This is a genomic window from Actinoallomurus acanthiterrae (genome assembly GCF_054775715.1).
Map to the genome: position 1 here is coordinate 2,331,773 of NZ_BAAHCO010000001.1, position 21,448 is coordinate 2,353,220.

18 protein-coding genes and 1 pseudogene are annotated in these 21,448 nt (G+C 71.8%); 16 read left to right on the forward strand and 3 right to left on the reverse strand.

The features are described from left to right. Positions 1–153 precede the first annotated feature (153 nt). The 4 genes from ACYVF7_RS11515 (at position 154) to ACYVF7_RS11530 (ending at position 5,192) form a co-directional block, all read left to right on the forward strand. Positions 154–1,170, forward strand: coding sequence for a glycoside hydrolase family 6 protein (locus tag ACYVF7_RS11515; protein ID WP_460338696.1), 1,017 nt, complete (start codon positions 154–156; stop codon positions 1,168–1,170). Between the two features lie 192 nt (positions 1,171–1,362). Continuing rightward, positions 1,363–2,583 (forward strand): alginate lyase family protein, encoded by a 1,221-nt coding sequence (locus ACYVF7_RS11520; RefSeq protein WP_460338698.1) that lies wholly within the window; start codon positions 1,363–1,365, stop codon positions 2,581–2,583. Positions 2,584–2,922: 339 nt separating this feature from the next. Then, a complete protein-coding gene (locus ACYVF7_RS11525; protein WP_460338700.1) occupies positions 2,923–4,221 on the forward strand; it encodes a M50 family metallopeptidase in 1,299 nt (432 codons plus the stop codon). A gap of 83 nt (positions 4,222–4,304) precedes the next feature. Beyond that, on the forward strand, positions 4,305–5,192 hold the full coding sequence (locus tag ACYVF7_RS11530) for a hypothetical protein (RefSeq protein ID WP_460338702.1): 888 nt from the start codon (positions 4,305–4,307) through the stop codon (positions 5,190–5,192). Positions 5,193–5,361: 169 nt separating this feature from the next. Here the strand turns inward: ACYVF7_RS11530 and ACYVF7_RS11535 are convergent, their stop codons facing one another. Continuing rightward, positions 5,362–6,891 (reverse strand): ATP-dependent DNA ligase, encoded by a 1,530-nt coding sequence (locus tag ACYVF7_RS11535; RefSeq protein ID WP_460338704.1) that lies wholly within the window; start codon positions 6,889–6,891, stop codon positions 5,362–5,364. A 333-nt stretch (positions 6,892–7,224) separates the two neighbouring features. On the opposite strand from ACYVF7_RS11535, the gene ACYVF7_RS11540 reads away from it, so the two are divergent. Together ACYVF7_RS11540 and ACYVF7_RS11545 are read left to right on the forward strand one after the other, a co-directional pair. Next, positions 7,225–7,986 (forward strand): hypothetical protein, encoded by a 762-nt coding sequence (locus ACYVF7_RS11540; RefSeq protein ID WP_460338706.1) that lies wholly within the window; start codon positions 7,225–7,227, stop codon positions 7,984–7,986. Between the two features lie 245 nt (positions 7,987–8,231). Then, positions 8,232–9,620, forward strand: a complete 1,389-nt coding sequence (locus ACYVF7_RS11545) for an FUSC family protein (protein WP_460338708.1) — start codon at positions 8,232–8,234, stop codon at positions 9,618–9,620. Between the two features lie 558 nt (positions 9,621–10,178). On the opposite strand, the gene ACYVF7_RS11550 is transcribed toward ACYVF7_RS11545, so the two are convergent. Next, positions 10,179–10,565: a hypothetical protein gene (locus tag ACYVF7_RS11550; RefSeq protein WP_460338710.1), complete on the reverse strand. Its 387-nt coding sequence runs from the start codon at positions 10,563–10,565 to the stop codon at positions 10,179–10,181. A gap of 163 nt (positions 10,566–10,728) precedes the next feature. Here ACYVF7_RS11550 and ACYVF7_RS11555 point away from each other — a divergent pair, with 163 nt between their 5' ends. The 9 genes and pseudogenes from ACYVF7_RS11555 (at position 10,729) to ACYVF7_RS11595 (ending at position 18,272) form a co-directional block, all read left to right on the forward strand. Then, positions 10,729–11,439: a class F sortase gene (locus tag ACYVF7_RS11555; protein WP_460338712.1), complete on the forward strand. Its 711-nt coding sequence runs from the start codon at positions 10,729–10,731 to the stop codon at positions 11,437–11,439. Between the two features lie 67 nt (positions 11,440–11,506). Beyond that, entirely contained in the window at positions 11,507–11,935 is a 429-nt protein-coding gene (locus tag ACYVF7_RS11560) for a CBS domain-containing protein (protein ID WP_460338714.1), read from the forward strand. A gap of 117 nt (positions 11,936–12,052) precedes the next feature. After that, positions 12,053–12,811, forward strand: a complete 759-nt coding sequence (locus ACYVF7_RS11565; protein WP_460338716.1) for an alpha/beta hydrolase — start codon at positions 12,053–12,055, stop codon at positions 12,809–12,811. 68 nt (positions 12,812–12,879) lie between these two features. Beyond that, positions 12,880–13,773: pseudogene (locus ACYVF7_RS11570) on the forward strand (NAD-dependent epimerase/dehydratase family protein). 173 nt (positions 13,774–13,946) lie between these two features. After that, positions 13,947–15,122 (forward strand): glycosyltransferase, encoded by a 1,176-nt coding sequence (locus tag ACYVF7_RS11575; protein ID WP_460338718.1) that lies wholly within the window; start codon positions 13,947–13,949, stop codon positions 15,120–15,122. 40 nt (positions 15,123–15,162) lie between these two features. After that, a complete protein-coding gene (locus ACYVF7_RS11580) occupies positions 15,163–15,891 on the forward strand; it encodes a hypothetical protein (RefSeq protein ID WP_460338720.1) in 729 nt (242 codons plus the stop codon). After that, positions 15,888–16,250 (forward strand): hypothetical protein, encoded by a 363-nt coding sequence (locus ACYVF7_RS11585; protein WP_460338722.1) that lies wholly within the window; start codon positions 15,888–15,890, stop codon positions 16,248–16,250. The genes ACYVF7_RS11580 and ACYVF7_RS11585 overlap by 4 nt, the downstream gene beginning before the upstream one ends. Then, complete coding sequence (locus tag ACYVF7_RS11590; RefSeq protein WP_460338724.1) at positions 16,250–17,359, forward strand: glycosyltransferase family 4 protein; 1,110 nt, start codon at positions 16,250–16,252, stop codon at positions 17,357–17,359. Before ACYVF7_RS11585 ends, ACYVF7_RS11590 begins: the two co-directional genes overlap by 1 nt. Positions 17,360–17,432: 73 nt before the next feature. Then, complete coding sequence (locus ACYVF7_RS11595) at positions 17,433–18,272, forward strand: hypothetical protein (RefSeq protein ID WP_460338726.1); 840 nt, start codon at positions 17,433–17,435, stop codon at positions 18,270–18,272. Positions 18,273–18,285: 13 nt separating this feature from the next. Here ACYVF7_RS11595 and ACYVF7_RS11600 read toward each other — a convergent pair whose 3' ends face one another. Then, positions 18,286–18,915: an LmeA family phospholipid-binding protein gene (locus tag ACYVF7_RS11600; protein ID WP_460338729.1), complete on the reverse strand. Its 630-nt coding sequence runs from the start codon at positions 18,913–18,915 to the stop codon at positions 18,286–18,288. A gap of 258 nt (positions 18,916–19,173) precedes the next feature. On the opposite strand from ACYVF7_RS11600, the gene ACYVF7_RS11605 reads away from it, so the two are divergent. Continuing rightward, positions 19,174–21,447 carry an FHA domain-containing protein gene (locus ACYVF7_RS11605; RefSeq protein WP_460338731.1) on the forward strand — a complete coding sequence of 758 codons (2,274 nt, stop codon included), beginning with the start codon at positions 19,174–19,176 and terminating at the stop codon, positions 21,445–21,447. Position 21,448 lies beyond the last annotated feature (1 nt).

The following is a 21,448-nucleotide window of genomic DNA, read 5'->3' on the forward strand; positions in this document are numbered from 1 at the left end:
CCGGGCGGCGGACCGGGACTTCCGGCTCAATTCCCGTGGAACCCCGGGCAGGCTCTGAAGATCGCGAATTACGTTGATCATCTAGCGCCGGCGGGGGAGGGCGCGACGGCGGGGGCAACGGCTTTCACCATCGCATCGAGCGTGAGGAGCTCCATGGCCCACTCAAGGACCTCTCGGCGGATCACCGGCTTGGCCGCGCTCGGCGCCGCGGCCGTCATCGGCCTGACCGGGGCCTGCTCGCCCGGTCAGCCGGCGGGCACCGTCGCGGCCCGCGCCGCGGCGCCCGCCGCCGCGGCCGGCAGCCCGATCGACATGACCAGCGGCTTCTACGTCGACCCGGACTCCAACTCCGCCAAGTGGGTACGGGACAACCCCGGCGACGCGCGCGCCGCGCAGATCAAGTCGGCGATCGCCGACAAGCCGACGGCGGGCTGGTTCGGCGACTGGATCAGCGACATCGGGACGGCGGTCTCGAACTATGTCGGCGCCGCCGACGCCGCCGACAAGCTGCCCGTCCTCGTGGCGTACAACATCCCGGGCCGGGACTGCTCGGGCGAGTCCAAGGGCGGTTCGGACAAGGACAAGTACGAGGGGTGGATCTCGGCCTTCGCCGGCGCGATCGGAACACGGCCCGCCGTCGTGGTCATCGAACCGGACGCCCTCGCCCAGCTCGACTGCCTGCCGGCCGACTCGGACCGGGAGTTCCGCCTGAACCTGCTGAAGTTCGCCACCGAGCAGTTCAAGGCCAAGGCGCCGAACACCTGGGCGTACCTCGACGCCGGCAACGCCAAGTGGATCGCCCCGGCCACCATGGCCCAGCGGCTGGAGTCCGCCGGCGTGCACAACGTCCGGGGCTTCGCCGTCAACGTCTCGAACTACTACACCACCGACGAGTCGGCGTCCTACGGCGCGGCGGTGAACGCCTCGCTGTCGAGCAAGGTCCCGTTCATCGTCGACACCAGCCGTAACGGCAACGGCTCGAAGAACGGGGAGTGGTGCAACCCGGCCGGCCGCAAGCTCGGCGTCACGCCCCAGGTCGGCGGCGGGGCCGAGATGCTGCTGTGGGTGAAGGACCCCGGCGACTCCGACGGATCCTGCGGGCTCGGCGAGGGCATCCCGGCCGGCCAGTTCAGCCCCGACCTCGCCATGCACCTGATCAACGGGTCCTGACGACCCGGCCCTCGGCGGAGCGGCGGAACAGGGCGTTCCGCCGCTCCGCCGACGCGTCGGAGGCGCCTGATTACGAATCGTATTGATAGGGAGGTTTATTAACCTTTTTTCCGCGATCCGATTGACGGTGGTCCACCACGCCGGTTGCATGGCCCGCACCCCAAGATCCTTTAGCCCCCCGAGAGGAATCTCATGGCGCGCACGCGCACCCGGGCCTGGCTCCTGACCGGCGTGGCGATCACGCTGGCGGTCGCGGCCCTCACCGTGCTGACCTCCCGCGGCACACCGTCGGCACGGACCGGCGCCGTACCGGTCGCGAACACCCAGGCCGCCTTCCAGCACCCGGGCGTCCTGGTCGGGCGTTCCCAGCTCGACTTCGCCCGGGCGAAGGTCAAGGCCGGCGCCCAGCCGTGGACGAAGGCGTACGACACCATGCGCGCGAGCGCGTACGGGTCGCTGTCCCGGACGCCGAAGCCGCGCGCCAACGTCGAGTGCGGCTCGGGGTCCAACCCGAACCACGGCTGCTCCGACGAACGCGAGGACGCCCTCGCCGCCTACACCGACGCGCTGATCTGGTACATCTCCCGCGACGACCGGTACGCCAAGAAGGCGATCCAGATCATGGACGCCTGGTCGGCCGTCATCAAGGAGCACACGAACCACAACGCCCCGCTGCAGACCGGCTGGTCCGGCGCGTCCTTCGCGCGCGCCGGCGAGCTGATCAAGCACACCTACACGGGCACGTGGGCGCAGGAGAAGCGCTTCGCGACGATGCTGCGCACCGTCTACCTGCCCACCGTGATCAAGGGCAGGCCGAACGGCACCAACGGCAACTGGGAACTGATCATGACGGACGCCGCGATCGGGATCGCGGTGTTCCTCGACGACCACGCGTCGTTCGACAAGGCCGTCGCCCTGTGGCGGAAGCGCCTGCCCGCCTACTTCTATCTGAAGTCCGACGGCGCCCTGCCGAAGCCGCCGCCGGGCGGCCAGATCAACACCAAGGCCGAGATCATCAAGTACTGGCAGGGACAGAGCACGTTCGTCGACGGGCTGGCCCAGGAGACCTGCCGCGACTTCGGCCACACCGGCTGGGCCATCGACGCGGCACTGCACGTCGCCGAGACCGCCAGGCTGCAGGGCGTGGACCTGTACGGCGAGGGCCGCGCACGGCTGACGAAGGCGCTGGAGTTCCACGCCACCTACGAACTGGGCGCCAAGGCGCCGTCGTGGCTCTGCAAGGGCACCCTGAAGCGCGGGCTCGGGCCGGTGCTCGAGGTCGGCTACAACGAGTACCACGGCCGGCTGAAGGTCTCCCTGCCCCAGACGGCGAAGCTGGTCGCCAAGGACCGGCCCGCCGGCGCGAGCTACTTCCTCGCCTGGGAGACCCTCACCCACGCCGGAGCCCCCTGACCAACGGCCCCGGCCGTACGGAATCCGGGCGAGCCGGTTGGCTCGCCCGGAATGTCCGGGTGCGGCCCGGCGTCTCGCCGACGGGTTCCGCCCGCCGGGTGGGCGGCGTGGTCGCCGAGGAACGGCCGGCGACCGCAGAGGTAAGGATCGCCGGGCCGATCGGAGACGGCCCGCTGGAGCGCTCGCGGCCATGGAGCGCTGATTTTCGGCATACGCTTGACCGGGTCGAGATCTCGGAGGCCTACCGGTGAGCGTGCGCGGCACGGCGAGCGGAGCGGTCAGGCGGCGCGGTGTCCGGCGGACGCCGGCGGCAGGACGGGTGAGGAGCGTGGGCGGGCAATGAGCGTGCTTTTCGTGGTGGGCATCGTCGTCTTCTTCCTCGGGCTGCTCGCCTCGATCGCCTTGCACGAGCTGGGCCACATGTCCTTCGCGAAGCTCTTCGGCGTCCGCGTCCCGCAGTTCATGGTCGGCTTCGGGCCCACCCTGTGGTCCCGGCGCAAGGGCGAGACCGAGTACGGCGTCAAGTGGATCCCGCTGGGCGGATACATCCGCATGATCGGGATGCTGCCGCCGCGGAAGGGCGACGAGCCGGGCACCGTCCGCCAGTCGTCCACCGGGCCGTTCCAGGGGCTCATCGAGTCGGCGCGCGGCGCCGCCCTGGAAGAGGTCGGGCCGGGTGACGAGGACCGCGTCTTCTACCGCAAGAAGTGGTGGCAGAAGGTCATCATCATGTTCGCCGGGCCGTTCATGAACCTGGTGCTGGCGTTCGTGTTCATCAGCGTCGTCGTCATGGGGATCGGCGTGTCGACGCTGCAGCCGGTGATCGCGTCGGTGTCGAAGTGCACGATCCCGGCCGCGCAGGCGGGCCGCGAGTGCCAGGCGAGCGACCCGGTGACCCCGGCCGTCAAGGCGGGACTGCAGGCCGGCGACCGGATCGTCTCCTACGAAGGCCGCAAGATCCACTCGTACCAGCAGCTGCAGGGCCTGATCCGGGCGTCCGGCGGCCGTACGGTGCCGGTCGTGGTCCAGCGGGGCGGCCAGGACGTCCCGCTGAGCGTTCCCGTCACCACGAACCAGATGCAGTCGCTGACCGACCCGGACAAGACCGAGACCGTCGGGTTCCTCGGGATCAGCCCGACGAGCGCCCGCGAACGCCAGGGCCCGGGCGTGGTCGTCAGCACGATGACCGACCTGACGAAGCGCACCGTCGGCTCGCTGATCAACATGCCGAAGAAGATGGTCGGCGTCTGGAACGCCGCCTTCAGCGACAAGAAACGCGACCCGAACGGCCCCATCGGCGTCGTCGGGGCCAGCCGGATCGGCGGGGAGATCGCCGCGTCGAAGGAGCCGGGGCTGGACAAGCTCGCGTTCTTCCTCATGATGCTCGGCACGGTGAACTTCGCGGTGGGCATGTTCAACCTGGTGCCGCTGCTGCCGCTGGACGGCGGGCACATCGCGGGCGCGCTGTGGGAGGCGCTGAAGAAGGGCATCGCCCGGATCGCCCGCCGGCCCGACCCCGGCCACGTGGACGTCGCCAAGGCCCTCCCGCTGACGTACGCCATGGCTGTGGTGATCATCACGATGGGCGCTCTGCTGATCTACGCCGATCTCGTGAATCCGGTGCGCCTCAACGGCTGACGTCGGCCCATAGCCTCTCGAGCCGGGCCGTCCCCCCGACGTCAAGCGTTATGGCCGACCGGAATGGGTCATGATGGGGATGTATGACGTCGGGGGCCACCATGGAGGGTTTGTTCAGCGAGCGCATCGTCCAGACCGGGCGGCTGCCGCTGTTCTGCTTCTTCGTGGCGTTCATCGTCACGTTCGTCGTCGTGCGCATCAACGTTCGCCTGATCCGCGCCAAGGTGCGCTGGTGGTTCAAGAACGTCGAGGTCGGTGACCTGCACATCCACCACGTGGTGTTCGGGGTCGTGCTGATGCTGATCGGCGGCGTCGCCGGGCTGTCCATCCCCGACTCCTACACGCTGTGGTACGCCGGGGCGGCCTCGCTGTTCGGGGTGGGAGCCGCGCTGGTCCTCGACGAGTTCGCGCTGATCCTGCACCTGCGCGACGTCTACTGGATGGAGGAGGGGCGCGCCTCGGTCGACGCGGTGTTCATCGCGATCGCGGTGACAGGCCTGATCCTGGTCGGTGTACGCCCGATCGGCCTCAGCGACGTCCGCGATCTGCGGACGAGCACGACCGTGCCCCTCGGGGTCTTCCTCGTCGTCCTCGCCAACATCCTGGCCAACCTGGGGCTGGCGATCGTCACGCTGTTCAAGGGCAAGATCTGGACGGGGCTGCTCGGCCTGTTCGTGCCGGTGGTCCTCATCGTCAGCGCGTTCCGGCTGGCCCGCCCGGGCTCGCCCTGGGCCCGGTGGAGGTACCGGCCGGGCACGCGGAAGTTCCGCCGGGCGCTCCGCCGTGAGCAGCGCATCCGCCGCCCGATGATCCGCGCCAAGATCTGGGTGCAGGAGTTCATCGCCGGCCGCCACGATCTGATCTCCCACGAGCGGTCCGTCGGCTCGCGCCGTCGCCTGGACCCGGCGGCACGCCGTGGGGAGTCCCCGGCGACCTACGATCGCTCACGAGGCGGCGGGAGGACGCCGTAGCGGCCCTCACCTTGGTGCCCTCCCGATCGCTCGCGAGGCCGTGGGAGGACGTCGTAGGGGCCTTCACCTTGGTGACCTCCCGAGATCGCTCGCGAGACGGTGGGAGGACGCCGTAAGGGCCGTCTCCTGGCGACCTCCCGACCCGGTCGCGGAGCGGCGGGAGCGCCGGTCAGGTGGGGAAGCCGGCGATGGTGCGCACGCTGTCGACCGTGTCGGCCTCGGCGGCGGACTTGTCCGGCCGGTGGCGGAGCACCCGGGCGAACCGCAGTGCCATCCCGCCGGGATACCGCGGGCTGCGCTGCACGCCGTCGAAGGCGATCTCGACGACGAGCTCGGGCCGTACGTGGACGGTGAACTCGTCGCGGTGCGACTCCAGCGCGAGCAGCCGCTCCGTCTGCCAGGCGAGCATCTCGTCGGTCAGGCCCTTGAAGGTCTTGCCCAGCATCACGAACCCGCCGGTCTCGGGGTCGCGGGCGCCGAGGTGCAGGTTGGACAGCTTCCCGCGGCGGCGGCCGTGACCCCATTCGACGGCCAGGACGACCAGGTCCAGCGTGTGGCGGGGCTTCACCTTGATCCACCCGGCGCCGCGACGGCCGGCGGTGTAGGGGGTGTCGAGCGACTTGACCAGCACGCCTTCGTGGCCGTGGGCCAGAGCGTCGCGGAAGAACGCGCCGGCCTCGTCGACGGACGCCGTGACGATCCGCGGCATGCGCAGCGGCTCGGGGACGACCCGGGAGAGAGCCTCGTCGCGCTTCTCACCCGGCAGGTCGATCAGATCCTCGCCGTCGAGGTGGAGCACGTCGAACAGGAACACCGACAGCGGCACGGCCTGCTCGGAGCCCGGCCGTACGCCGTGGCTGGCGACGCGGGCGGAGGTCACCTGGAACGGGTGGGGACGGCCGTCGTCGCGCAGCGCGATCAGCTCCCCGTCGAAGACGGCCGTGCGTACGGGCAGCGCGCCGAGGGCGGTGACGGTCTCGGGCAGCCGGTTGGTGATCTCGTCCAGGGTGCGGGTGAACAGGCGGACCTCGCCCTCGGAGACGTGCGCCTGGACCCGGATGCCGTCGAGCTTCCACTCGACGGCCGCGGGGCTGACCTTCTCCAGCGCCGCCTCGATGGACGGCGCGCTGGCGGCGAGCATCGGCTTGACCGGGCGCCCGACCTCCAGCCCGAACGCGCGAAGCGCGGCCCTGCCCTCGGACAGGGCGGTCGCGGCGACCGCGCCGAGCGAGCCGCGGAACATCACGGCCCGGCGCACCTCGGCGGCGGGCACGTCGGCGGCGGCGGCGATCGCGTCGGCCATCACACCGTCGAGAGCGCCCTGCCGGAGCTCGCCAGACAGCAGGCGGAGGAGGAAACTCTGCTCGGCGGCCGTCGCGCGGGAGAACAATTCACCCACCAGATGTCGCCGGGTGGTGACGGAACCCTTACCCGAGACGGCGCCGATCGTGGTGAACGCGGCGTCGACCTCGGCGACGGTCAGGGCCGCCTCCGCCGCCGCGGGGGGCCGGTCCCGGAGGGCCGCCCAGCCCACGCCGATCTGGCGTTGTGGCAGCTCACCGGAGAGGTAGGCCACCGCGATCGCGGTCTCGCCCGGGCCGGCGTCACGCAGGCAGGCGGCGAGCAGCTCGATCTTCGCCCGTCGCCCGGAGGTCGCGGCCACGGCCCGTGAGGTCTCGGTGATCTCGCTCAACAGCACATTCCATTCTGACTCCTGCGACCGACAATCGGGTGAGCCCGTCCTGGAGGCACCGGCGGCCGGGGTTCCGGCAGCCGGTGGAGACGGGGGTACCGGCGGCCGGCGCCGGTGGCCGGTGGAGGTGCCGGTTCCGTCGTCGGAGGCCGGTGGAGGGACCGGTTTCCGGTGTCGGTGGCCGGTGGATGCGGAGGTACCGGTTTCCGGCGTCGGCGACCGGAGGAGGCGAGGAGCGCGACCATGACATATGACTCTGGTTTCGGGAGGGAATCGCCGGTTACGGTCGCATCGAGCCGACATCCCGGGCCGTCCGGGGAACAGGAGTGGGAGGAAGGGTTGGGACTGCCGCGGCTACCGGAGCCGTTCCACAGGGTGTACTCACCCCCGGAGGCGCCGAAGGCCCAGAGCCGTCGTCCGCGTGCGGCCGGTCTCGTGGTCGCCGCGTTCGTCGCGCTGGCGGTGGGCCTGGCGGCCGCCGGTGTCTTCGTGTTCGGCCGCTGGGGAGGCCGGCCGGAGGCGTCGCCGTCACGGTCGCATCCGGTCACGACCGGGTCCCGGGCGGCCGACACGCCGCGCAAGGTGGCGCAGCCGCCGGTGTTCGCGGCTCTGCCGTCGGCGTGCGGGATCCTGCCCGCCGACACAGTACGGCGGCTGGTCCCGACGACCACGCCGAAGATCGACAGGATGGGCGGCGAGACGGCCGGGGTCTGCAAGTACTCCTTCACGCAGGGACGCACCTTCCGCGCCGTACAGGTCGACGCGCGGGCCTTCCTGCCCAAATACATGAACGATCAGGCCACCGGTATGACGGTCTGGTCGTTCGAGGCGCAGTGGCGGCAGGCGGAGAAGGACCTGACCGCCGACACGAGTTCGCTGCGCCGGATCGGCGGCCTCGGCGACGCGGCGTTCGAGCGATACTGGATCGACCGGGACGTCCGGATCGCGGTCGGAGAGGCGACCGTGCGATACCGCAACGTCGTCCTGCGCGTGCAGTACACCGAGGAGCAACCGGCGGACAAGGACCGGTCCGCGAGCGAGCAACGCTGCCTGACCAACGCCATCGCCGCCGCCCGCGCGGGGCTCACGTCTCTCCGCTGACCTCTCCTTTCGGTAGATCAGACGGTTCTCTTCGGTAAACCCGGCGACCCTCTGGAATATCCGTACGGCGGCATGCGATGAAACCCTACGTGCCCGTTCTCCGGGCAGGTGCGGCCCGGTCCCTGCGGGCGCGCCCGGCGGCCCCGGTATCCCGGGTCGTCTCCCGGCCGGTACCCCCGGTGACCTTCGACGGTCCGCCGCCCCGGTCTGTCCCCTGTCTTCGACCCCCCTCTCCTGATTCCCTCATGAGCATCGCCACTGTCGTTCCCGCACGCGTCGTCCAACCCTTCAACCTCGTCCGCCGCCAGACCCAGCCGCAGACGGCACTCGTCGCCCGGCTCACGGCGACGGCCGTCGCCGCCTACCTCGTCGCCTGCGTGCTCCCCATGACGAGCGCCCGGCCGACCCTGGCCCCGCTGACGGCCCTCCTCGTCCTGCAGGTCACGCTGTACCGGACGGTGCGCATGGCCGTCCAGCGCATCGGCAGCGTCGTCGGCGGCGTGCTGATCGCCGTCCTGCTCGCCAATGTCGTCGGCTTCACCTGGTGGACCCTCGGCCTGGTCATCGCGGCGGCGCTCATGCTCGGATTCGCGCTGCGCCTCGGCGACCAGGTGCTGGAGGTCGCCATTAGCGCGATGCTGATCCTGTCCCTGCCCAGCAACTTCAACGCCGCCGACCGGGTGGTCGAGACCCTGATCGGGGCGGGCACCGGGCTGATCGCCGGCCTCATCCTGTCTCCGCTGCGCGTCCAGCCCGCGGAGGAGGCGGTTCAGGACCTGAGCCGGCGGATGGCCGAACTGCTCGATCGGATGGCGATGGGACTGCGCGGCGAGCCGTCCCGCGACCAGGCGTGCGACTGGCTCCGGCGGTCCCGCGAACTCGGCCGTGAGATCGGCCGGGTGCGCCGGGCCCTGGAGGACGCCGAGGACAGCATCAAGCTCAACCCCCGGGCGGTCGGCCTCGTCCACGCCGGCGTCGTGCTGAGCACCGGCCTGGAGTCCCTGGAGCACTTCCAGGTCTACCTGCGGGGACTCGCCCGCGCCGTCGTGGACGGGATGCGCGCCGGCGACCCGGTGTACGGGCGGCACGGCCACGAGGTGCTCGCCGCCGCCCTGGACGACCTCGCGGACGCGATCCGGGCCTACGGTCACATGGTCCGCTCCGAGGTGGCCGGCGACCCGGACTACGCGGAGAAGGAGCTCCAGAGGGCCCTGACCGCGGCCGGCCGGCACCGGGACGACGTCGCGGGGATCCTCCAGAACCTTCCCGTCGACGACGCGGTCGAGTGGGCGCTCCGCGGTGCCCTGCTCGTCCACCTGGACCAGCTCATCAACCAGCTCCGCGTCGAGCACCGGGCCCGGCAGCGCGAACGCTGGCCGCGTCGGCGCCCGTCACGCAGGCGCCGGCCCACGGACCGGCGCCCCGGCGATCGGCAGCCCCGGGAGCGGCGACTCGGTGATCGGGAGACCGGGAAGCGGCGGCTCGGCGATCGGGAGGCCGGAGAGCGGCGGCTTGGCGATCGGGAGGCCGGAGAGCGGCGCACCGGGGACCGGCAGGCCGGGGAGCGGCGGCTTGGCGACCGGGACCGGCGGTCTGGCGATCGGGAGGCCGGGAAGCGGTGCCTTTCGGCGTGAGCGGACGCGGGGCCGGCCGCCAATCGGCGCGGTATATTCCCCCGAATGGTAATCCAGTGCGATTTGCCGCCTTGCGGGTGATTCGCCGCCCGTCTTGCGCGTCGGGCCGGTGCTTGATTTCGGTGCTGTCTTCCCGTCGGGCGTATATGTCGGCTGTCTGCCGCGACTTGTGATCGGGTATGAAAAGCGACGGATGCGTCGCAAGTCCTCGCGACCGCGGTCGCCGATGCCGATCCGAGCACGTCTCAGCAGGTCACAGGCATCTCCACAGGTCCGGAGAAATCCGCTTAACGCGGCAAGGAGTGACTGATCGCGGTCTTTCCCAAAATGGCCGGGCGGCCGATCGCACTAAGCGTCCGCATCTCACCGTAATCATTTGATCAAGAGCATAGAGACATTGGTCGCAGTGTCGGTGATGGGGGAATGAGGGGGGCGGTGGCGATGCCGGCAGCCAGGGAAGCAGTCCGGGCTGCCGCTGACATCAAGGGGGTACTCATGAGGGTCGAAACCCTGACCCTGACAACCGCTTCAGCGGCCGCACTGACGATCGGGCTGGCTTCACCCGCTCTGGGCGCGTCCCAGGGCGGTGCGCACGCGGCGCTGCACCACCGGGTGCAGCACGTTGCCGTCCACACGGGAGCCCGCCAGGCGCTGATCCCGGCGGGCGCGCACAAGATCGCCCTGGTTCGCCGGGACGGCGACGGCGACGGCGACGGTGATGGCGATGGCGACGGCGACCGCGACGGCGATCTCCGCCAGCACCACTGCGACGGCTGCGGCGGCTTCCGCCACCGCCACCGCCGCGGCATCGGTATCGCTCCCTTCGCGTTCGGCGACTCGGGCTGTGAGGGCGAGCACTGTGGCGATGGCGATGCCGTCTCCGGTGACGAGTCGGCAGGCGGCTGCTGCTCCGAAGAGGAGGAGAAGGGGAAGCCGGCGGAGCACGCCCGGCCCATGCACATGCGCCCCCAGGTGAGGGCGGTCCCGTCCGGGGCCGTACACGCCGGGTTCGGTGGTGGCCAGGGAACGAACGTGCCGCTGGGCGTCGCCGGGCTTTCTCTGATCCTGGGTGGCACGGGTCTTCTTGCTCGCCGGCGGATCCGGACCGGTGCCCGTTCGTAGCCGATCATCACGATCACGTGGCGGCCGTCTCCGCGGCGGGGCGGCCGCCGGGTTGATCGCGGCGGGCGCGGCGGTCCTGTGGTTCGACGCGTGTGAGAGCCCGGGACCGCCGCGACCGGATCAGCATGCCGCCCGGTCGGGCGCTGCGGTCGATCCGTCGGCGCATCCGGCCCTCGGGGCCTCCGTACCGCTCCGCTTGGACGTCCCGAAGATCGGGATCCACGCGCGCCTGCTCCAGGTCGGCCTCGACCATGACGGATCCGTCGCCGTACCGCCGCTGTCGCGCGCGCATCTGGCCGGCTGGTACGACAAGGGCCCGTCACCGGGGGAGCGCGGGCCCGCCGTGCTCGTCGGCCACGTCGACAGCAAGAAGGGCCCGGCCGTGTTCTACCGGCTCGGCAGCCTGCGTCCCGGCGACGCCGTCGAGGTGACCCGCAGGGACGGCGTGGTCGCGACGTTCACCGTCGACTCGGTCGAACGGGTCTCCAAGAAGCACTTTCCGACGCAACGCGTCTACGGCGATCTCGGGTTCGCCGGGCTCCGCCTGATCACGTGCGGTGGCGACTTCGACGGTCACAGCTACCTCGACAACACGATCGTTTTCGCCCATCTCGCCGCAGGCCAGGGGAAGGGCGCGTCCCCGGCGAGTGGGTCCGAGACACCCGCGCCCGCCGGATCGGCTGCCCAGAAGCCGTGACGTTTTCCCGGAGAGGGGGGATGCTTGGCGTAGTGATGCCGGTCCCGACCAGCCGGGAGGTCGATAAATGCGAATTTCGGAGATTCTCCGCGCGAAGGGCGGGGACGTCGCCACGATCGCTCCACACGAGAGCGTACGGCGGCTGCTCGCGTTGCTCGCGGAGCACAACATCGGTGCCGTCGTCGTGTCCAGCGACCACAACACGATCGAGGGCATCGTCTCGGAGCGTGACATCGTCCGGCGGCTGAACGAGCGGGGCGCGGAGCTGCTGGACGCTCCGGTGTCGACGATCATGACCACGCCGGTGCGCACGTGCGCGCCCACCGACGACGTGGACGGCCTGCGGGGCATCATGACGGAGCACCGCATCCGTCACCTCCCGGTCGTCCGCGACGGGAGTCTCGTCGGGATCGTCAGCATCGGCGACGTCGTGAAGACCACGATCGCCGAGCTCGAGACCGAACGCGAGCAACTCGTCGACTACATCAAACGCTGAACCCGCCGTACGGCGCCGTCGGCCGGGCACCGATCCCGGGCCACGGCCGCTGTCAGGGGCCGTCCGGCGGATCTTCGTCCGGCCGCGCGACGTCCAGAGCGCGCGGGTGCGGGCACGATGGACGGTGTGAGTGTTCAGCCCCTGACTCTGCATTCGATGGACGGCGTCCGGATCGACGCCGGCCACCTGCCCGGCCCGGACGGCCTGTGCCTGGTCCTCGCGCACGGGTTCACCGGCGCGTGGCGGCAGCCGACCACGCGGCGGATCGCCGCCGTGCTCAACAAGGTCGGCGGCGTCATCGCGATCGACTTTCGCGGCCACGGGCGGTCCGGCGGCCGGTCCACGGTCGGTGACCGCGAGGTCCTCGACGTCGACGCCGCCGTCCGCCATGCCCGTCACCTCGGATACGAGCGCGTCGGGCTCGTCGGCTTCTCGATGGGCGGGGCCGTCGTGGTCCGCCACGCGGCCCTGCACGGAGGAGTGAACGCGGTCGTCGCGGTGAGCGCCCCGGCCCGGTGGTACTACCGCGACACCAAGCCGATGCGCCGCGTCCACTGGGCCATCGAGCGGCGATCGGGCCGCCTGGCCGCCCGCGTCGTCAGGAGGACACGGATCGCCGGTGGCGCCTGGGCGACGGTGCCGGCGGCGCCGCACGAGGTCGCGGGGCGCATCGCGCCGACACCGCTGCTCATCGTGCACGGCGACCAGGACCCGTTCCTGCCGATCGACCACGCCGAACAGCTGTACGGCGCGGCGCGCGACCCGCGCGAGCTGTGGATCGAACCCGGCTACGGCCACGCCGAGAGCGCCGCCACCCCGGCGCTGATCCGCCGGATCGGAGCATGGGCCGTCTCCCGGACGACCGCCGTCGAATAAGGTTGCCCCCCGTGCGGGTGGTGGTGACGGGGGCGGCCGGGTTCATCGGCGGCCATGTGGCGGAGGCGATGGCCCGGGCGGGCCATGAGGTGCTCGCCGTCGACGCCCTCCACCGGTCCGCCGCGCCGGACGCCGCACGGGACACCTGGGCATGCCTGGCCGACCGGGCCGGCGTCACCCTCGTCGAGACCGACCTGGCGACGGACGACCTGACCAAGCTCGCCGACGCCGACGCGGTCGTCCACCTGGCGCCGGCCCGGAGTGCGCACGTCCTGGGGCGCCGGAGCCGCCGTCGCCGAACGCGACAACGTCACCGCGACCCGGCGGCTGCTCACCGCCTGCCAGGCCGTGGCGCCCGGCCACCGCCCACGTGTGGTGATCGCGTCGAGCTCGTCGGTGTACGGTTCCGCCGATGCCCGCCCGCACCGTGAGGACGACCCGCCGCGTCCCGCCAGCCCGTACGCGACGACGAAGGTCGCCGTCGAACGCCTCGCCGCGCGGGCGGCGGAGGAGGGCCTGCGGACCGTGACCCTGCGCTACTTCTCGGTGTACGGCCCACGGCAGCGCCCCGACATGGCCTTCCACCGGTTCATCGAGGCGGCACGGGCCGGCCCCTGCCGGTCTTCGGCGACGGCGGCCAGTCACGCGCCTTCACCCACGTCGCCGACGTGACCGCCGCGACCCTCGCCGCGACCACCGCGGACCTCCCGCCGGGCACCGTCCTCAACGTCGGGCACCCGGAGTCCGTCACCGTCCGGGACGCCATCGCCCTGCTGGCCGGACTGCTGGGCGTACGGCCCCGGGTGCGCGAACAGGCCCCGGCGGCCGGGGACGCGGCGCGCACGTGGGCCGACACGACGAAGGCCGGGCGCCTGCTCGGCTGGTCCGCGCGGATCGGACTGGCCGAGGGCCTGGCCGACCAGGTCCGCTGGCACCGCGAGCGTACGGAGCCCGCGGCATGAGCGATGGACGGCACGCGGCGGTCCGCGCCGCGCACTCGCGTACGGAGCCGGTGAGATGACCGTTGTGAGGCGCGCGGTGGTCCGCATCGCGTACTTGCGTATGGAGCCGGTGGCATGAGTGATGAAGCGCACGCGGCGGTCCGTGCCGGGTACTCGCGTAAGGAGCCCGCGGCATGAGCGATGAAGGGCGCGCGGCGGTCCGCGCCGCGTACTTCGCGTTCGACCGCTTCCCGTCGAGCAAGGGATCGGCCGTGCACATCGGCCACATGGCGGCCGAGCTGTTCGCGCGCTTCGACGGTGGCCTGCTCGGCGTGCTCGGCGGTGGAGGCCTGCCGCGCTACCAGCGGGAGCCCGGCGGCGTCGAGATCGCCCGCTTCGGCGAGCAGATCCCGAACCTGCTCGACCGTGCGGAGGCGTTCTCCCGGTGGGTCGCCGCGCACCTGGAGCCCCACCGGGAGACCCTGCGGATCTGCCACGTCCGCGACCCGTGGAGCGCGCTGCCCGTGGTCACCCTCCCCGATCGGGGATATCGCGTCGTCTACGAGGTCAACGGCCTGCCCTCGGTGGAGCTGACGCACACCCGGCCGTCGGTGACCCCCGCCACGCTGGCCAAGATCGCGGATCTCGAGCGCGTCTGCCTGGACCGCGCCGACGCGGTCGTCGTGCCGTCGCGGGTCATCGCGTCGGCCCTGTCACGACGGGGCGTGCCGGAGGCGAAGCTCCACCTGGTGCCGAACGGCGCCGACGTACGGGACACGACGGCGCGCCCGGACGGGGCACCCGACGGGTACCTCATCTACGTCGGGGCCCTCCAGCCGTGGCAGGGCCTCGACGTGCTGCTCCGGGCGTTCGCGCGGCTCGCGGACCTGACCGACCTGCGGCTCGTCATCTGCTCGTCCGTGCCCGAACGCCGCGCCCGCCCGCTGCGCCGTCTCGCCGAACGCCTCGGCGTCGCGGACCGCCTCGTCTGGCGGTTCACGCTCCCGCACCCGGAGGTCGCCGCCTGGCTGGCGGGCGCGGCCGTCTCCGTCGCGCCGCTCACCGGCTGCGCCCGCAACCTCGACCAGGGCTGCGCGCCCCTGAAGATCCTGGAGTCCATGGCCGCCGGCGTCCCCGTGGTCGCCTCCGACCTGCCCGCCGTACGCGAGCTGATGACCGACGGCGAACACGGCCGGCTGGTCGCCGCCGACCGCCCCGCCGAGCTGGCCCGCGCGCTCCGCGTCCTGCTGGAGTACCCGGACGCCGCCCGCGCCATGGGCGACCGCGGACGCAAGCGCGTCATGGCCGACTTCACCTGGTCCGCCTCCCGCTCCCGCCTCGCCGACGTGTACAACACCGTGACACTCTGAACGCCTATGGCGCGTCATGTCCGGTTGATAGGGTCCCGCCATGTTCTGGCGGAAGACACGGACGGCGATCGAGGGGTTTCACCCGGTTCACCAGGGGCTCATCTGGCAGCGCACCGCATCCGTCACGCTTCCGCCGGCCGAGTGGAACGCCGTGGTGGCCAGCCTCGCCCACCATGAGGGCACCGTGAAGCGGCGCAAGTGGCGCCTGCCGGACCGGACGGTGACGGTGCTGGTCCCGCTGATCCGGGTGCTGTGCGAAGACGTCGCGCCGGACGGCCTCGTCGGCGTCACCGTCGACCTTCGCGGGCCCAAGGTGCCCGGCAAGGCAGGGCCGAGCCATCGGCTGCCGGCCCGGCGGCCCATCCGGAGCATCACCGAGTGGTTCGCGCTCGACCCGTGGCTCGCGGTGCGGGCGGTGCTGCGTGACGGCAGCGTCCTCGAGCTGAACGTCACCGACCGGGTCCGCTACCGCAAGATCCACAAGGTCAACCCGCGTGGGAAGCACAAGACGAAGACCAAGACGAAGACGGTGCAGCGGATCACCGCGAAGCGGACGCTGCCGCCCGGCACGGACGTGCGGCGGCCGGACACTCCGCCGCCGCCCTGGATCGCGGTGCGCGTCAAGTCCGGCAAGCGGACGGTGATCAGTTCGACGATGAAGGTCGCCCCCGCGCCCGCCGAGGTGGACATGGTCCAGTGGATCCTGGCGGTGGCGACCGAGCCGTTCCGGTGGACGCCGTCGGCGACGACGGGGAGGAGAACGGCGTGAATCCCTGTGCCGTGACGACCGGTTTCTTCCTGCTCGGCCGGTGCGGGCGGCCGTCGGTCACCGTCTGCCGCTGCGGCCGGCCGGTGTGCGGCGAGCACGTCGACCCCCAGGGGCTGTGCCCGGAGTGCGCCGCCGCGCAGGGCTACGCGGACCCCTTCCACCCGGGGTGGGCGCGCGGCTACCGCCGCCGGTACTACGAGCAGAGCTCCGGGCAGTACAGCGACCCGCTGTGGTACTCGCAGTTCGACTCCTACGACCGCAACCAGTTCGACGACGGTTTCGACGTCGGCGGGGACACCGGTGACGACGGCGGGTTCGACGTCGGCGGCGACGACGGGAACGACTGGGTCGACAGCTGATGCGCGTTCTGTGGATCACCGAGCACTACCCGCCGAGCCGCGGCGGCATGGCCGAGTCCTGTGACCGCATCGTGCGGGGACTGCGCCGGGCGGGCGTGGAGATCGACGTGGCGCACCTGACGCGCCGGTCGCGGCCGTGGCGAGTGGATCGTGAGGCGGGCGGCCGGCTGCTGGTCGTTCCGCTGGAGGACAACCCCGAGCACGCACTGCGCCGGCTGTGGACGGAGTTGGTCGGTGAGGAGTACACCCACGTCGTCGCGTTCGGCGGCACGTACGCCGTCGTCGGCGCCCCGGTCCTGGCGGCCTGGCTCGGCGCTCCGCTGGTCACGCTGCTGCGCGGCAACGACTTCGACACCGGCGTCTTCTCGCTGCGCCGCCGGGAGGCGCTGCTGACGGCGCTGCGCGGCTCCGCCCGCGTCTGCGTGGTGGCCCGCTCCCACGCTCCGCTGGTGTCCGCGCTCGTTCCGGGGGCCGCCGTGACCTGGGTGGCCAACAGCGTCGACACGGCGAACTGGGAGGTCCTGCCCTCCGAGCGCGCCCGCGCGCGGGAGTGGCGCGCGACCCACGTCGAGCCCGGCCGCCGCGTGATCGGCCTGATCGGGCAGCTGAAGAACAAGAAGGGCGTGGGATTCCTGCTCGACGCGCTGCTCACCTCCGGCCACGCACCGGCGTTCCACCTGCTCCTCGTCGGCGAGGTCGAGGACGGGATGGAGACCCGCCTGGACGCCGTGGCCCACACCCGGATGCCGTTCCAGGACCGGTACGACCTGCCGGGCGCCTACGCGGCCTGTGACCTGGTCGCGCTCCCGTCCTTCTACGACGGGCTGCCGAACGTCGCCCTGGAGGCGGCGGCGCTCGGCGTGCCGCTGCTGGCCTCGGACGCCGGCGGCCTGGCCGACGTGGCGGACGAGGAGATCGGCTTCACGTTCCGGGCGGGCGACGCCCACGGCTGCCGCGCGGCCGTCGACCGTGCGGCCCGTGCCACGGACGAGCGGCTCGCCAAGCTGGGGGCCGCCGCGGGTGAACGCGTCCGCCGGGACTTCACCCCCGAGGCCGAGACGGCCGGATACCTGGCCGTGCTGACCGAGACCGTACGGCGGCCTGAATGACCGTACGGCGGGCCTGAATCCGGATGCGCAGGGTGAAGCGCCCCAGACACCGGCCCACGCGGAGAGTCCGGCGTTGATCGTCTGCTACGCGCACGGCGGCGGGCTGGGGCATCTCACCCGGATCCGGGCCTACCTCCACACCCGCGGGCTGACGGAGGAGCCGGTGACGATCCTCACCGGCTCCCCGTTCGCCGGCGATCCGCGGGTGCTGTCCGGGCACCGGGTGCGGTCCGCGCCCGCCGGCCTGGGCCGGGACGACCTCACCAGGTGGGTGCGGGCGGCCCTCACCGCGTTGCGTCCGCGCGAACTGGTCGTGGACGCCTTCCCGGCCGGGCTGTCCGGCGAGCTGAGCGCCGCCGCCGTGCCGCCCGGCACCCGCGTCGTCCACCTCGCCCGCCTGCTGCGCTGGGACGCCTACCGGCCGCTGCTGCCGCCGGAACCTCTGAGGTTCGACCGGACCTGGCTGGTGGAGCCCGTCGGCGGCGCCCACCGCGCGTACCTCGACGCGGTGTCGTCCGTCGTCGCACCCCTGGCGCTGGACGATCCACCGGAGCCGCGTCCCGCCGTCCCGGTCGAGCCCGGCGGCTGGCTCATCGTCCACTCCGGGCCTGCGGACGAGCTGATCCAGCTCGTCGCGTACGCGCAGGACATCGCGGCGATCGAGGGCGCGCGGCCGTACCTCACGCTCGTGTCGCCGAGCCGCCCGGACGCCCTGCCGCCGGAGGTCGCGCACCGCGACGTCTATCCGGCCTGGCCGCTGTTCGCCGAGGCCGACCGGATCATCACGGCGGCGGGCTGCAACGCCGTGCGCCAGCTCGCCCGATGGCGCGAACGCCACCGCATGCTGCCGTTCCCGCGCCGTTTCGACGACCAGTACGCCCGCGCCGCCCGCGCCCGCGGCACCGCTCCGTAGCGGCCGGCGCGGGTCAGCCGCCGAACGCGATGTGGGAACCGGTGACGCGGAGCTCGACGCCCTTGGCGGTGACCGACAGGCTCTGGAACGTCAGGCCGAGCGGCAGCCCGTCGACCGGCACGGTGAAGTCGAGATCCTGGTCGAGGTCTCCGAGGGAGAAGCCCTCGGCCGACAGGGGGTGGACGCGGATCTGGTTCCGGCCGACCTTGGTGATCTGCCAGACCACCGTGCCGGAGGCGATGCCGAAGTCGACGTCGCCCTTCACCTTGTCGGGCCCGTCGGCGGAGAACTTCACGCCCGGTTGATCGGACACCTTGGCCAGCTCGCCGAAGGCGATGGTCGCGGTGCCGTCCACCCGGCCGAGGGTGCCCTTGCGGAACCCCGAGTCGACGCGGACGTCGCGTACGTCGCCGTCGATGCGGCTGATGGTGATCGGCCCCTCCCGTACGCCGCGCGCGGTCATGTGGGCGTGCGGGAAGTGCCGGTCCAGGACCTGGGTCACGAAGGGGAAGCCGTGGATCGTCACGTCGGGACGTGTGCCGAAGCCCTGTTTCTGGATCTCATCGGCGATGCGGCTCTCGGCGTACGCGGCCGCGAACCGGTCCAGGACGACGAGGAGAACGAGCAGCACAAGGACGATCACCGATGCGACGATCCACGGTCGCCGTCGGCGCCGCCTCGGCGGGCGAAGATCTGGGCGCGTCCAATCGCTCTCGGGCGCGCTCATTTGATCGTGGTACGGGTCGCCATGACGCTCAGCAAATTTCACCGCGCGGGAACCGTCAATGCTTTCACGGCAAACTCGTGACGGAAAGATGGGCGTTTCATGGCATCCGATCTACACTGCGGAGATATGGCGGCCGAGGGCTTTGTCTCGTCGATGGCACCGCCGGCTCTCGTCGTGCGGACGAAGGAATCCGTTCGCAGGCTGCGGCCCGGTGGCTCGTACGCCGTCGGCCGTGATCCGGCGGCCGACATTCCGATCGCCGACCCGCGCGTCTCCTGGCGGCACGCCATCCTGCGCACGGACGACAACGGCTGGCTCCTGGAGGATCTGGACAGCACGAACGGTACGTTCGCGGGGACACGGCGTATCCGGCGCGCCGGCATCGAGGGCGAGATCGTCTTCCGGCTGGGCAACGCCAAGAGCGGCCCGCAGGTGGCGTGCTCGGTCCCGCCGGTGCTCGACTCGCGCATCGGCGTCGACCGCGAGCCGACCTCCGTCATTCACGTCCCATCCCGCCCGCTGCGAATCGGGCGCGCCCCGGACAATGACGTCGTACTCTCCGATTTGATCGTTTCCCGCTATCACGCAGAGCTGCGGAAAAGAGCCGACGGGCGGCACGAGATCGTGGATCTCGGCGGCCATAATGGCACCTTCGTCAACGGGAAAAGGATCACCTCGGCGGCGCTCACCGAAAGTGACATCGTCGGAATCGGGCGGGCCACTTTCCGGCTCGTCGGCGACGAACTCCGGGAGTTCATCGACACCGGTGACGTCTCCCTCGTCGCGCAGGACCTCACCGTACGGACCTCGAAGGGCAAGGTCCTGCTCGACCACGTCAGCTTCCCCATCCCCGAGCGTTGCCTGGTCGGGGTGATCGGGCCGAGCGGCGCGGGCAAGTCGACCCTGCTGGGCGCGGTGACCGGCACCCGCCCGGCGACCGAGGGCGGCGTGCGGTACGACAACCGGGACCTGTACCGGCACTACGCGGAGCTGCGGCATCGCATCGGCCTGGTGCCGCAGGAGGACATCCTGCACACCCAGCTGCCCACCCGCCGGGCGCTGCGGTACGCCGCGGAGCTGCGGTTCCCCGGCGACACGGTCGCGGCCGAACGCGACCGGCGGGTCGACGAGGTGATCGAGGAGCTCGGGCTGACCCCGCACGCGCAGACCCGGATCGACGCCCTGTCCGGCGGCCAGCGCAAACGGGTCAGCGTCGCGCTCGAACTGCTGACCAAGCCGTCGCTGCTGTTCCTCGACGAACCCACCTCCGGCCTGGACCCGGGGCTGGACAAGTCCGTCATGGAGATGATGCGCGACCTCGCCCACGACGGCCGCACGATCGTCGTCGTCACGCACAGCGTCGCCAACCTGGACACCTGCGACCGCCTGCTCGTCCTCGTCCCCGGCGGCCGGGTCGCCTTCTACGGCCCGCCGGAGGAGGGGTTGAGCTTCTTCGGCAAGGCGAGCTGGGCGGAGGTGTTCCAGGCGTTCGACCGCGAGCCGGACCGCGACTGGGCCGCCGAGTTCCGGATGGCGCCGATCTACTCGCGCTACGTCCTGTCGGGGCTGGACGGCGACGCCGAGACGCCCGGCGCCGAGCGGGCCACGGCCGCCCCGCCGCCCCGGCGGCAGGGCCGGTTCGCGCAGCTCGGCACGCTCTGCCGCCGGTACCTCGCGGTGATCGGCTCGGACCGCAGCTACCTGGCCGTGCTGGCGGTGCTGCCGCTGGTCGTCGGGCTGCTCATCCGGGCGATGCCCGCCCCGCACGGCCTGACCGGCCTGGGGGAGAACGACGACGCGGCGTCGGTGCTGCTGACCCTGGTGATCGGCGCCTGCTTCGTCGGCGCCGCCAACTCCGTGCGCGAGCTGGTCAAGGAGCGTCCGATCTACCGGCGGGAGCGCGCGGCCGGGCTGTCGGCCGGCATCTACCTGCTGTCCAAGATCTTCATCCTGGGGCTGATCACCGGCGTGCAGGCGGTGCTGCTCGTCCTCATCGGGCTGGCGTTCCGGCCGATGCCGGCGCACGGGGCGTTCACCTCGCCGTACCCGGAACTCATCCTGGCCATGGCCGGGCTGGCGATCGTGTCCATGGCGATGGGCCTGCTGGTGTCGGCGGCGGTCAGCACGTCGGAGAAGACCATGCCGCTGTTGGTGCTGCTCTCCCTGGCCCAGGTGATCCTCTGCGGGGCCCTCATGCCGCTGGAGGGCAAGGCGGGCCTGGAACAGGTCGCCTGGGTGACGCCGTCGCGCTGGGGCCTGGGCGCGGCCGCCTCGACCGTCGACCTCGGACACCTGCCGCACAAGCCGATCCACGACCGGCTCTGGCACCCCGACGCGACGACCTGGGCCACCGACATGGGAGTGCTGGCCGGCCTCGGGCTGATGTTCGTCATCATCGCCTGGTGGCGCCTGGAACGCCTGCGCCCGGGCCGGCGCACCCGGCTCTAGA